Source organism: Synechococcus sp. W65.1 (genome assembly GCF_047461615.1).
Lineage (GTDB): Bacteria > Cyanobacteriota > Cyanobacteriia > Thermostichales > Thermostichaceae > Thermostichus.
This window is the reverse complement of sequence record NZ_JANSHI010000008.1, coordinates 25,601-37,361: the sequence shown is the minus strand read 5'-3', so window position 1 is coordinate 37,361 and position 11,761 is coordinate 25,601. Positions and strand designations below refer to the sequence as shown.

Annotated in this window: 13 protein-coding genes; 9 read left to right on the top strand and 4 right to left on the bottom strand. The window is 60.3% G+C overall.

What is annotated here, in order from left to right; all coding sequences use genetic code 11:
* Positions 1-31 precede the first annotated feature (31 nt).
* The 3 genes from NW806_RS05980 to NW806_RS05970 form a co-directional block, all read right to left on the bottom strand.
* The gene (locus tag NW806_RS05980) at positions 32-649 is read right to left on the bottom strand and encodes an Npun_F5749 family FMN-dependent PPOX-type flavoprotein (RefSeq protein WP_414410390.1); all 618 of its coding nucleotides are present in this window, start codon (positions 647-649) and stop codon (positions 32-34) included.
* Between the two features lie 49 nt (positions 650-698).
* Complete coding sequence (locus NW806_RS05975) at positions 699-1,916, bottom strand: GNAT family N-acetyltransferase (protein WP_414410389.1); 1,218 nt, start codon at positions 1,914-1,916, stop codon at positions 699-701.
* 102 nt (positions 1,917-2,018) lie between these two features.
* Positions 2,019-2,672 (bottom strand): DUF3386 domain-containing protein, encoded by a 654-nt coding sequence (locus NW806_RS05970; RefSeq protein WP_414410388.1) that lies wholly within the window; start codon positions 2,670-2,672, stop codon positions 2,019-2,021.
* Positions 2,673-3,032: 360 nt separating this feature from the next.
* On the opposite strand from NW806_RS05970, the gene murA reads away from it, so the two are divergent.
* Both murA and NW806_RS05960 read left to right on the top strand, forming a co-directional pair.
* Positions 3,033-4,352 carry a UDP-N-acetylglucosamine 1-carboxyvinyltransferase gene (murA, locus tag NW806_RS05965; protein WP_414395920.1) on the top strand — a complete coding sequence of 440 codons (1,320 nt, stop codon included), beginning with the start codon at positions 3,033-3,035 and terminating at the stop codon, positions 4,350-4,352.
* A gap of 59 nt (positions 4,353-4,411) precedes the next feature.
* Positions 4,412-5,542 (top strand): geranylgeranyl reductase family protein, encoded by a 1,131-nt coding sequence (locus NW806_RS05960; protein ID WP_414410387.1) that lies wholly within the window; start codon positions 4,412-4,414, stop codon positions 5,540-5,542.
* On the opposite strand, the gene NW806_RS05955 is transcribed toward NW806_RS05960, so the two are convergent.
* Positions 5,539-6,066: an ATP-binding protein gene (locus NW806_RS05955; RefSeq protein ID WP_414410386.1), complete on the bottom strand. Its 528-nt coding sequence runs from the start codon at positions 6,064-6,066 to the stop codon at positions 5,539-5,541. The genes NW806_RS05960 and NW806_RS05955 overlap by 4 nt on opposite strands.
* A gap of 172 nt (positions 6,067-6,238) precedes the next feature.
* On the opposite strand from NW806_RS05955, the gene NW806_RS05950 reads away from it, so the two are divergent.
* The 7 genes from NW806_RS05950 to NW806_RS05920 all read left to right on the top strand — a co-directional run bounded on the left by NW806_RS05950 (position 6,239) and on the right by NW806_RS05920 (position 11,755).
* Positions 6,239-6,490: a hypothetical protein gene (locus NW806_RS05950; RefSeq protein ID WP_414410385.1), complete on the top strand. Its 252-nt coding sequence runs from the start codon at positions 6,239-6,241 to the stop codon at positions 6,488-6,490.
* 84 nt (positions 6,491-6,574) lie between these two features.
* Entirely contained in the window at positions 6,575-6,937 is a 363-nt protein-coding gene (gene ndhC, locus NW806_RS05945) for a photosynthetic/respiratory NAD(P)H-quinone oxidoreductase subunit C (protein WP_414405908.1), read from the top strand.
* Complete coding sequence (locus NW806_RS05940) at positions 6,928-7,668, top strand: NADH dehydrogenase subunit K (RefSeq protein ID WP_414395725.1); 741 nt, start codon at positions 6,928-6,930, stop codon at positions 7,666-7,668. The genes ndhC and NW806_RS05940 overlap by 10 nt, the downstream gene beginning before the upstream one ends.
* A 1-nt stretch (position 7,669) precedes the next feature.
* Entirely contained in the window at positions 7,670-8,215 is a 546-nt protein-coding gene (locus NW806_RS05935) for an NAD(P)H-quinone oxidoreductase subunit J (protein ID WP_414395724.1), read from the top strand.
* Between the two features lie 244 nt (positions 8,216-8,459).
* Positions 8,460-9,722 carry a class I SAM-dependent methyltransferase gene (locus tag NW806_RS05930; protein WP_414410384.1) on the top strand — a complete coding sequence of 421 codons (1,263 nt, stop codon included), beginning with the start codon at positions 8,460-8,462 and terminating at the stop codon, positions 9,720-9,722.
* Positions 9,723-9,746: 24 nt separating this feature from the next.
* On the top strand, positions 9,747-10,718 hold the full coding sequence (locus NW806_RS05925; RefSeq protein ID WP_414410383.1) for a LysR family transcriptional regulator: 972 nt from the start codon (positions 9,747-9,749) through the stop codon (positions 10,716-10,718).
* Positions 10,715-11,755, top strand: coding sequence for an anthranilate phosphoribosyltransferase family protein (locus tag NW806_RS05920; protein WP_414405911.1), 1,041 nt, complete (start codon positions 10,715-10,717; stop codon positions 11,753-11,755). Before NW806_RS05925 ends, NW806_RS05920 begins: the two co-directional genes overlap by 4 nt.
* Positions 11,756-11,761: the final 6 nt, after the last annotated feature.

Genomic DNA, 11,761 nt, shown 5'->3' with positions numbered 1-11,761 from the left:
TCGGAAAGCGAGAGGAAAAACAGCTCCCCTGCTAGGGATTGACCGCTCGACATTGCCATCCCTGCGGGCTGCGCTCATAGAGGGTTCGCCGTTGGGGGTAGATTGCATCCCCCCTGAGCTGCAGGTGATCCACCTCCGTTGGATCCAACAGTAGGAGGACAAAAGTGGGCGGCGGCGAAGATGCCTTTTCGGGGGTTAGCTCGGTAACAAAGGCCTCTGGTGGAGCAAGAGGACCTTTGGGTTCTGGCCAAAACCAGAGCAGCCGTCCTTCTTCTGGAATTTGTTGCCACAACTGTTGCCGCTGCTGCTGCGCTTGCGGATCCGGATGGCCAGCGGTGATGGCTTCCAGGGTGCCGGCGATGCGGAATTGCTCGCGCGTTTTGGCAAAGTACCAGCAGATCTGGGCCAGGGGACAGTGGGCAATCTGGTGGATCTTCTCGCTGCGGCTGTCCACCGCCAACTGGATGCGGTCGGTCTCGCCCAAGAACCCCCGGAAGACCACTGTGCGGTTGCGCGGCCGCCCGCAGGGATCCACCGTGGCCAACTGCAAATAGCGTGCAGCCGGGTCGCTGCGGTTGCGGTGCAAGGCCGCTTGGAGCTTTGCTCGCCAGGAAGAAGCCTCGGCTGGGCTATCCTTCAACTTGTCCATAGAGGTTCGCAGATGCCCGCCAAGCAAGACTTAACCGCCAGGGGGGAGCCTACCCTTGCGGATCCCTGGACTGCCCTGGCCCGGCGTTGGGATCCAGCGCAGGGGGATGAAAGCGGTGCTCCAGCCAGCTCTCCGCTGCCCCCTCAAACCGCTCTGGCACCGGCTGTTTCATTGGCAGTTTTTGGAACACTAGACTGAGATACTCGCTGTACCACGGCGAGCGGACTTCCCGCACCTTGTACCACACCGAGCGTGACATCAACAGCGTCCGCTCCACCTCCTGGGCTCCCAGCTTAAGCAAGAACTCTTCCCGTTCCGGCTGGTAATCGGTGGAGGCCAACGCCAAAGCCTGCGGCGGATAGGCTTGGGTGAGCTGGGCCATCTTGGCCATGAGCTCTGGGTAGAGCCAGGTGTAGGCGGGGTGAACCGTAAGCTTGGCCACGTGCGGCTGCTGCCCCGTCCGATCCAGCTTGAGGTTGAAATAGCCGATGGCGGTTCTCCGCTCGGGCTCGTAGACACACATCTCCAGCCGTTCGGTTTGGCTGACGGCACACCTGGCCTGCTCCAGAAGCCACTCCAGGGGGCTAGTGCGGAAGTCGCCCACGTTGCGGTCGTACACCTGGCGCACCGTGGCCGGCATGGATCCCGTATCCAGTTGGTAGATGGCGTAGGCATCTCGGTTAGTCACCGGCACCAGGTTGGGCAGCTTGGGCTCGTGTTGGCTGAGGGCGGCCAGGATCTCGGGCGGGATCGACCAGTAGGTAATCTGGGCTAGGGGCTGGAAGCCATTGTGCCGGTAGAGGGCTATCGCCCCCTTGTTGTGGATGTTCACCTCCAGAATCCAGGTGCGGGCCTCGCGAAAGTGCTCCATGCAGTGTTTGAGCAACTTAGACCCAATTCCCTGACGCTGGGCCGAAGGCGCCACCGCAATGTGATCCACCCGCCAGGTGCTGCGGGAATGGTTAAAGGGAGAAACCTGAATAACTCCCTGGATTTTGCCCTCCAGCTCCGCCACATGCACGGTAAACATGTGCTGGAAGCGGCTGGGAAACAGGCTTAGGGCTCTTAGAAGCCCGTACCACTGGCGCAGCCTCCGCAGTTGGCGACGAATGTCTACCGAGCGACTGCCATACTCTTCTTCAAAAGCTTGCGCCAAAATCTCCTCCACCGCCTCCAGATCCCCCAGTTGGGCCGGGCGGAGAATCAGCTTGGGAGCCTCGCGGGGGGCTTCGGAATCTGGAGTAGGTTTTACCGTTGTCCTGTCCATGTTAAAGTTCCGGGGGGAACATTCAAAGCATAGCCCAGAATCCTCCTTCTTCTAGGGAGGTTGTTGCGGCCCCGAAAAAATTTTGTGTGGTCGCTTGGCCAGTTAGGCGCTGGCATCGAGCAACGCAAAGTTGCTGAAGCTAAAGCGCTTCTCAACAACACCAGCTTCCGTCTCGGTTTGAATGCGCCGCTCGGAGAGGATGTAGTACTTGCCCACTTTGGTGTAGAGGTCTTCAAATTGGCTGCGCCCACCCTTTTGCTCACCGGTCTTGGCGTCGTGGTAAACAGAGTCGTAGCGGTGGGAGAGGTAGCCTTCGCCGGTGTCGTGGCTGCTGAAGGTGTGAATGGTAACCACCACGCCGTGAATGTGCCGATGCACCATGGTAATTTGGTTGTCGCGCACGTGGTAGCGATCCCCCTCGGCTTTGCCTCCCACGAGGATCTCCACCGAGCCATCGGGCAGGATTTGGCCGTAGCGAAACGTGTTTTGGCCGTGGGCTTCGGCAAAGCTGCGGCGCACCCGGTGGACGGAAATCTCCCACATCTGCTCTTGGATGGCTTTCCGAGCTTCCTCATCTTCCACACCGGTTACCGTGGCTTTCAGGTCTGCCCCCAGGTGCACCTGACCCACAAACATGCGCTCTCCATCCCAGTAGGTGACCTCTGCGCTATAGCCCGGAAAGTCGGGATCCCAGGTGTAGCGATTTTCGTAGGCAGCCCGAAACAGTTCTTCGGCAGAAACGCGAGTTGCGGTCATCAGGGATCTCCTTCTTGCAAGAGATTCTCATCACCCTCCATTGTACTGCTCTCCCCTGTTGGGCTAAACCCAGCCGCCCGCGCTGGGAGCCTGCATTCAGGGAAGTGGCTGAGCGAATCCTCCTCTGCCACTATAGGGTAGAAGCAGGGCTGTAGGAACTTCTCTTCCTTCCTCACTCCCGGTTTGGGCCTGCTAGTTTAGCCGCTGCTGTGATCCCCAGAGTATTCTCTGAAGTGCCTACCTTATTTTTGTGGGTGAGGAGGAAGATTGAGAGATTTTGACAATCGCGGCAACAGAGCGTTCTCTCGCATTGACCCGGCGGGGCTCTTGGAGCCTGAGCTGTGGCCGACCCCCACAGGGATGGCAGCCTCGTCAGAGATAGCAGGGCCGGTTCTAAAAATTGTTGGCAAGCAGACCCTAAGCGGCCACGTTCCCATCGGGGGATCGAAAAACTCAGCTTTGGCTCTCATGGCCGGATCCCTCTTGGCCCCTGCCGCTTGTCGAATTCACAACGTGCCGCGCCTGCTGGACATCGAACGCATGGGGCAGATCCTGGCCACCCTGGGGGTTAAGGTGTCCCATGTCGGCAATACCCTTGACCTAGACGCCAGCTCCCTGAGGACTTGCCAGGCTCCCTATGAATTGGTCAGCCAGTTACGGGCCAGTTTCCTTATCATCGGACCGTTGGTGGCGCGGCTGGGAGTGGCCAGGGTGCCCCTACCGGGCGGCTGCGCCATTGGCTCGCGTCCCGTGGATCTGCATGTGCGGGGTTTGCAGGCGTTGGGGGCAACGGTTCAGATTGAGCACGGGGTGGTCCACGCCTATGCCCGTAAGCTGGTGGGAACCCGCATCTACCTCGACTATCCCAGCGTTGGTGCTACGGAAACTCTGATGATGGCTGCTACGCTGGCCGAAGGGGAAACGGTGATTGAAAATGCCGCCCAAGAGCCAGAGGTAGCGGACCTGGCCCGTTTTTGTCAGGCGATGGGAGCCCGCATCCGTGGCGTAGGCACCAATACCGTTGTGGTGGTGGGGGTGCCGCGTCTGCATGGCACAGAGTACACCGTCATTCCCGATCGCATCGAGGCCAGTACCTATCTCATCGCTGGAGCGATTACCCGCTCTGAGCTCACCGTGGGGCCGGTGATTCCGGATCACCTGCGGGCGGTGATTGCCAAGCTGCGGGACATGGGGCTGCGGGTGGAGGAAGAAGGCCCCAACCGTCTGCGCATTGCCCCGGCTCAACTCAGCTCAGGCTGGATTTGTCAGGCCACCGATATCCAAACCCTGCCCTACCCGGGTTTTCCCACCGATGTGCAGGCGCCAATCATGGCTTTGGCTGCTCTCAGCGAGGGCAGTTGCACCATTGAGGAGACAGTGTTTGAAAACCGAATGCACCACATCCCGGAGCTTAACCGCATGGGCGCGGACATTCGTCTCAAGAACCGAGTGGCCATCGTCCGGGGGGTGCCGTCTCTGTCAGGGGCGCCGGTGGTGGCTACGGATTTGCGGGCGGGGGCGGCCTTGGTGTTGGCTGGCCTGGCGGCCGAGGGCTGCTCCACCATCTACGGGCTCCACTACATCGACCGCGGCTACGAAGCCATCGACGAAAAGTTGCGCAATGTCGGGGCCAAGGTGTATCGCTGTAACAACCCGGCAGAAGACCCGACTACGGCCTAGAGTCAGCCAGGGATAACCCCTTCCCGGCTTCAGCGTTCCCTAAATGTAGGTGTCAAGCCATGTCCTACGTGTATGACTGTGTTATCGTCGGCGCCGGCCCTGCCGGCGGAGCTGCCGCCTACCACCTAGCCAAGCGCGGGCGCTCGGTGCTGGTCCTGGAAAAGGATCCCTTGCCCCGCTACAAGCCCTGCGGGGGCGGCGTCTCCCCCATGGTGGCGGCCTGGTTTGACTTTGACTTCAGCCCCGCCATCTCGCTGAAGATTCGGCAAATTCGCTACACCTGGCGGGGTGGGGATCCAGTGGTGGTCGAGTTGGATCTGAAAGAGCCAGTGTGGATGGTGCGACGGGAGGTTTTCGACGCCTACCTAATCCAGCAGGCCCAGAAGCAGGGGGCCACCCTCTGGGCTGGATGTGCCGCTGCCGGCCTTGAGTGGCAAAGTGACCGCTGGCAGGTAATGACTCCTGCTGGCCCGGTCTGGGGCCGGTACGTGATTGGGGCTGATGGGGCCAAGGGGTCGATGGCAAAGTGGCTGGGCTTTCGCAGTCGCCAGTGCCGCCTGGCCGCTGCCCTAGAGGCGGAAGTAGCTGGCTTGGAACCGCAAACTGCCGCTGCTCACTTTGACTTCGGCAGTGTTAGCAATGGCTACATTTGGAACTTCCCCAAGGCGGACGGCTACTCGATTGGAGCTGGCACCTTTCGGGGTGGCCAGAAACAAAACCTGCGAGAAATAGCCAGCCAGTATGCCCACAACTTTGGCATCGACCTCAAGTCGGTTAAGTCCTTTGGCCATCCCCTCTGCCTTTGGGACGGGGATCAACCCCTGCACAGCCAAAATGCGCTCCTGGTGGGAGATGCCGCCTGTGTTGTCGACCCGTTTACCGCCGAAGGGATCCGTCCCTCCCTCCTCACTGGCATGCTGGCGGCGCAGGCCATCGACCAAGCCCTGGCAGGGGATCCCGAAGCCCTGGCCAACTACTCCGCCCGCGTCCAACAGGAGTGGGGCACAGAGATGCGCTGGGCCAAGCGGATTGCGGCTCTGTTCTACCGCTTTCCCGGCGTGGGCTACCGAGTTGGCGTCAAGCGACCGGGAGCCACCCGGCGTATGGGCCAAATCTTGGCTGGCGAGCTGCGCTATAGCGATGTGGCCAGCGCGGCCATTCGCCAGTTGAGTGCTGGTCTCTTGGCCTAGACAGCTTGCTGGGAACTGCAGCCAGGATCGTCAAAGCGGCGGCTCATCAACAGACAGTTGCGGCCATCGGCCTGGCGAGTGTAGCTCAGGTGGGTGGAGAGGGCTTTCATCAGCAAAATGCCCCGTCCTCCCTCGGATTCGGCGTCGGGGAGAGGGTTGGCTGCTAGGTTTTGGGCAAAGCCCTCCAAGTCAAACTCCTGACCCTGATCCCAGATGCGTAGCTCTAGTCCCTGCGGCGTCAGCGTCAGCTCGATATCGATAGGCGTGCTGGCGGGCAGGGCGCGATGGGCATGGCGGACGGCATTGGTAAACCCTTCCGCTAGAACCAACTGGCACTCCAACCAGATGGGATCTGGAATACCCGCGTTGCGAAAGGACTCAAACCAAGTCAAAACTTCACCTAGGGCATCCAAAGTCGTGTCAACCCTCAGCGCAAAGGCTCGTTTTTCCTCTGCCGGAATCTCTGCCTCACTCAAATTGCGCCCTACTCCGAAGTTCTCCCTCAGCAGGAATGACCCGGTCAAATTCTAAACCAACCTGCTTCAGCCGCTTACCCCCCCTTTTAGGGGGCACTGAGGCTTGCTGTAGCCGCGCCTTCAACTTCCCAAGGGAATGAGAAGCTGCCCAGGAAGAAGCTAAGGGGAAGGGTCTGGGCAGTAGGGGTTAGGATCTGTGAAGATTTGGCCTGTTCTGGCTATGAGTCTCTCTACCTGGAAGCGCTGGTTGGACTCTTTTCTCATTGCCCTGGCCCTTCTGATGTTTGCCGGCTTTGTCTGGTTTGTTTTCTCGGTAACAGCAGCCTTCTTCGGGATTACCCTAGGCTACAAGCTCTGGCTGCGGCTGTGGCTACCTTTGTTTCAGCCGTTGCTGGGGATCCTGACAGCCGGCGCTTTGCTAAGCGGCGTGTGGAGTTGGCTCTCCCGCGATCGAGACCATCAGCAGCCCTAAAGATCCGCCGGCGCCAAGAGGCCACAGACTGACTCTATACTGAAAACGTATCTAAATGTTGAGCACCTGAGGCAGTCTGGCGTCGTGTTTGTCCTATCTGGCTACGAGTACCTGCTGGCTTTCCTCATTGTCTGCGCCCTGCTGCCAGTTTTGGCCCTAGGGGCCTCAGCCCGTTTGTCTCCCAAACGGCAGGGAGCCCTGCGAGTCAGCACCTATGAGTCGGGGATGGAGCCGTTTGGGCAGGCCTGGATTCAGTTCAACATCCGCTACTACATGTTTGCGCTTGCCTTCGTCATTTTCGATGTGGAGACTGTGTTCCTCTACCCTTGGGCAGTAGCTTTTCACCGCCTGGGGCTGCTGGCTTTTGTGGAGGCTTTGATTTTCATTGCCATCCTCGTAGTGGGTCTTGTCTACGCTTGGAGAAAAGGAGCGCTGGAATGGTCATGACCTCTAAGGAGCCGGAAGTCTTGTTCCCGGCCTCCCCTCCGCAAGTGACTACGGATCTTTCCAACAATGTTATTCTCACAACGGTAAACGACCTCTACAACTGGGCCAAGATGTCCAGCCTCTGGCCGCTGCTCTATGGCACCGCCTGCTGCTTTATCGAGTTTGCGGCGATGCTGGGATCCCGCTTTGACTTCGACCGCTTTGGCCTTTTGCCTCGGACTTCGCCGCGCACCGCTGATTTGCTCATCACAGCGGGAACGGTAACCATGAAGATGGCGCCGGCGCTGGTTAAGCTCTACCAACAGATGCCCGAGCCCAAGTACGTCATTGCCATGGGAGCTTGCACCATCAGCGGCGGCATGTTCAGCTCTGATTCCTACACCGCTGTGCGAGGGGTGGATAAGCTCATCCCCGTGGACGTGTACATTCCCGGCTGCCCACCCCGCCCTGAGGCCATCATGGACGCCATTGTCAAGCTGCGCAAGAAGATTGCCGCTGAGGACATGCGGGAGCGGGGCCGTCTGCAGCAAACCCACCGCTACTACACCGTCAAGCACAACCTTAGACCTGTGCCCGAAGTCATCACTGGCAAGTACTTGGAGAGCGAAACCCGCCAGGCTCCGCCGCCGGAGCTAGCTGCCGCCATTGGCCTGCCCGTGCCGCCGGCCCTGCAGACTGCCGACTTCAAGCGGGTAGAGCAACAGCTCAAAGCCTTGCAAGGAGGGGCCTGAGATGACGGATCCCAAAACGCCGGAAAGTCCGCCGCCTGCCTCTGAGCCAGCCGAGTCGCTGGCAACGCGGGAGCGAGGTCCAGTTTCTCAGTTTCTTGCTGACAACGGCTTTGACCACCAGTATCTGGGCAGGGATGCGGCTGGAGTAGAGCTACTGGAGGTGGAGCGGGACTTTCTCCTGCCCGTATGCACCGCTCTCTACGCCTATGGCTTTAACTATCTTGCCTGCCAGTGCGGCTATGACCTAGGGGCAGGCCAGCCGTTGGTTAGCCTCTACCACTTGATTAAGCTGACGGACGGAGCGGATCGCCCGCCGGAGGTGCGCGTCCAGGTGAAACTGCCCCGCGACGATCCGCGGGTGCCCTCGGTGTACTGGATCTGGAAGTCGGCTGACTGGCAGGAGCGGGAGACCTATGACATGTACGGCATTATCTTTGAAGGTCACCCTAACCTAAAGCGGATCCTGATGCCAGAAGACTGGATCGGCTGGCCGCTGCGCAAGGACTATATTACGCCTGACTTTTATGAGTTGCAGGATGCCTACTAAGAGGGCTCCCTCAACCACCTGGCTGGCGTTTGCAGGATAGGCGAAAATGTGGCCGTTTTTGCTCTTGGCAATCTACGCAGGAGGGGTTTGGTACTCGCTCCGCAAGGCAGATCGCCTCTACTCGGGATCGGGAAAATGGCTGGTCTCAGCTCTCTGGCCAGTCCTGCTTTTCACAAACCGTCGGTTTCGCCAAAATTGGCGCCGCCCCTTGCAGAGATGAGTCTCCTAGCCTATAGGCACCTTGTTGCACCCCCAGACGGACCAACAACTTCGGGATCTCATCGCTAGCCGCATCCGCGCCCAGGGGCCAGTGACTTTTGCCCAGTTCATGGAGTGGGCCCTCTACGAGCCGGAGCTGGGCTACTACGAGCGGGGCTACCCCATTGGCCCTGACTACTTAACGGCTCCCCACCTGGCGCCCGACTTTGCTCACCTGTTGGCGGAGCAGATTCACCAGTTCTGGCAAGTTCTAGGCTCCCCTTCTGCTTTTGCGGTCGTTGAGATGGGGGCAGGCAGCGGTCGCCTGGCTGAAGATTGGCTAACCTACGTGCGCTCGGCTTACCCTGCGTTTTGGCAGGCTCTAGAGTACGGGATCCTGGAGCGCTCTGCCTCTTTGCGGCGGCTGCAGCAGGAGCGCTTGGCGGGCTTTGGGGAGAAGGTGCGCTGGCTGGCGTGGGACGAAATCCCGGAGGAATCGGTAACTGGCTGTTTTTTCTCCAATGAGCTGGTGGATGCCTTTCCGGTCCATCGGGTGCAGGTGCAGGGAGGGTCTTTGCGGGAAATCTACGTGGATTGGACAGAGGGAGGGTTTCAAGAGGTGCTGGGGGATCCCTCAACCCCCGCGCTAGAAGCGTACTTTGCCCGGCTGGGGATCCCAATTACCACCTACCCCTCTGGCTACCAAACCGAGGTCAACCTCAAGGCCCTTGAGTGGCTGCAGCTCCTGGCCCGTAAGCTGCGGCGGGGCTACGTGCTGACCATCGACTACGGCTATCCTGCCCAGCGCTACTACAGCCCCCAGCGCTCCCAGGGCACGCTCCTAGCTTACCGCCGACACGCCACCTCTGCGGATCCCTATAGTCGGGTGGGGTGCCAAGATCTCACGGCCCATGTGGACTTTACAACCCTGGAACAGGTGGGGGAATCCCTGGGACTCAAGCGACTGGGCTTCACGCAGCAAAGCTATTTTCTGGTAAACCTGGGGTTGGCGGAACGGCTGGCCGCCCTCAGCCAAACAAGCGATGGGTCAGGGGGCGTGGGCCAGGTGCTGCAGCGGCGCTTTGCGCTCCAAGCGCTGATCGATCCGCTGGGGCTAGGCAGCTTTGGGGTGCTGCTGCAGGCCAAGGGCTTGAGTGAGTTGGAATCTACCCAGCGGCTGCGGGGCTTTGCCGAGCCGGAGCTAATGCCTATGGGCGGGGCGGGCTTGAAAGTGAACCCTACGGCAGGGTTTGGTAGCGGCACTTACAGCAGTTCGAGAGATCCCTGGCTAAAATCCCGCGGCAGCTAGGCCGTAACTCCTGAGAGGTTCTCGGTGCGCTTGGAGCTGTTGCAGGCTTTTCTAAACGTCGTCGAAAGTGGCAGCTTTTTGGCTGCAGCCCGCCGCAGTGGCCTAAGCCAGTCTACCATCAGCCGCCAAATTCAGGCCTTGGAGGAAGAGGTGGGCGTCCCGCTACTGCACCGCAAGAGCCCAGTGGCCCTGACGGTGGCGGGGGAACGGCTCCTACCCCATGCCCGGCGCATCTGTCAGGAGTGGCAGCAAGCCCAAGCCAGCATTCGGGAATGGCTGCAGGGCGAGCAAAGCGAGCTCTGCGTTGCCGGGATCCACTCCCTGACTGCCTATCGACTGCCGCCGGTGCTGCAGGAGTTCTGCCGAGAGTACCCGCAGGTGCAGTTGCGGGTTACAGCTCTAGGCAGCGACCGCGCCTTGAAGGTGCTCAAGGATGGGTTGGTGGATGTGGCTTTGGTGATGGAAAATCCCTGGCTAAGGCGGGGGGACGAACTGGTAGTGGAGCCCCTGTATTCCGAGCCCATCCAGGTGTTGATGGCCACCAGCCATCCCCTCAGCCGCTACGAGCGGATCCCTTGGCCGGTGTTGGCCGAGTACCCCCAGGTCGTGTTTAAAGATGGCTATGCCATGCGCACTTGCGTGGAGTCCCACCTGGCCCGCCAGGGGTTAACTCTCAAGGCAGCGCTGGAGCTGAACACGCTGGAGGCCTTTCGCGGTGTCGTTCGCCAGGGGCAGTTGATTGCTCTCCTGCCAGAATCGGCTCTAGTGGACTGCCACGCCGACCCAGGGTTGCAGGTGCGGCCCACCGACCCCCCCTTGTTGCAGCGACAGGTAGTGGCAGTAACCACCCGTGATCGCTATCAGATCCCGCCCATTCGCCGGTTTTTGCAGTTAGCAGCCCAGTTGCTCCGCCAGCCTGCTTCCGACGCCAAGGCAGATAGGGATGCCTCCTGGGTTTCTGCCAAGTTCGCTCGCCCTAGACTGCCAAAGCTATGAGCCACGAGTTTCGCGAGCTTTTGAAGAAAATCAGCAGCGGCACCCACACTCACGAGGATCTCACCCGCGGCGAAGCCGCCCAGGCCACTCGGCTGCTCCTTGCGGGCAAAGCCACCCCGGCCCAGATTGGGGCCTTTTTGATTGCCCACCGCATCAAGCGCCCCACCGCCGAAGAGCTGGCTGGTATGTTGGATGCCTATGCCGAGTACGGCCCTCGCCTTCCCCAACGAGATCTGCCCCATCCCTTGGTTATCTTTGGCCACCCCTACGACGGCCGCTCGCGAACAGCGCCGCTGGGGGTGTTAGTGGCTTTGGTATTGGCGGCAGCAGGAGCAGCTGTTTTGCTCCATGGTTCCGGCTGTTGCCCTCCCAAGTATGGTCTACCCTTGGAGGTGGTTTGGCGAGGCTTGGGGGTGGACTGGCGAGGATGGTCGCTGGAGCAGGTGGGCCGATGCCTGGAGCAAACTGGCTTGGGATTTTTGTACTTGCCAGACTGCTTCCCCCAAGCGCAAGCTCTGATGGAGTACCGGGATCAAATCGGCAAGCGCCCTCCCCTGGCTACGCTGGAGCTGGTTTGGGCACCCTATGAGGGCCCCTTCCACCTGGTGGCCGGCTATGTGCATCCGCCCACCGAGGCCACAATGCTGGAGTTGTTTGCCCTGCAAGGGATCCAAAACTTTACCACGGTCAAGGGACTAGAAGGCAGCAGCGACCTGCCGCGGGAGCGGACAGCTATCCTCAACCACCGCGGGGAACGGCTGCTGCTTAAAGCCCGCGACCATCACCTGGCTGGCCCGGAGATCCCGCTGGCGGAGGAGAAAGAGTTGCTGCGGCAGATGCACCAGCTCCTCAACGGGGATCCCTCCCCCCTTGCCCCAGCGGTACTCTGGAATGGCGGCAGCTACCTCTGGCTGCTGGGCTATGCTCAATCTCTCAGCGAGGGGATCCAGCAAGCAGAGGAATTGCTCCGCTCTGGCCGAGTGAGGGAAAAGCTGCAACAGCTCCAACACCTAGCTTGCCTGGCCCAGCTTTCCTAAAAACCA

Coding starts and splice junctions, on each gene's coding strand:
- NW806_RS05935 (WP_414395724.1), top strand. CDS start 7,670: ATGACGGATCCCAAAACGCCGGAAAGTCCGCCGCCTGCCTCTGAGCCA.
- murA (WP_414395920.1), top strand. CDS start 3,033: ATGGCAGCCTCGTCAGAGATAGCAGGGCCGGTTCTAAAAATTGTTGGC.
- NW806_RS05950 (WP_414410385.1), top strand. CDS start 6,239: ATGAGTCTCTCTACCTGGAAGCGCTGGTTGGACTCTTTTCTCATTGCC.
- NW806_RS05980 (WP_414410390.1), bottom strand. CDS start 649: ATGGACAAGTTGAAGGATAGCCCAGCCGAGGCTTCTTCCTGGCGAGCA.
- NW806_RS05940 (WP_414395725.1), top strand. CDS start 6,928: ATGGTCATGACCTCTAAGGAGCCGGAAGTCTTGTTCCCGGCCTCCCCT.
- NW806_RS05975 (WP_414410389.1), bottom strand. CDS start 1,916: ATGGACAGGACAACGGTAAAACCTACTCCAGATTCCGAAGCCCCCCGC.
- NW806_RS05920 (WP_414405911.1), top strand. CDS start 10,715: ATGAGCCACGAGTTTCGCGAGCTTTTGAAGAAAATCAGCAGCGGCACC.
- NW806_RS05960 (WP_414410387.1), top strand. CDS start 4,412: ATGTCCTACGTGTATGACTGTGTTATCGTCGGCGCCGGCCCTGCCGGC.
- NW806_RS05970 (WP_414410388.1), bottom strand. CDS start 2,672: ATGACCGCAACTCGCGTTTCTGCCGAAGAACTGTTTCGGGCTGCCTAC.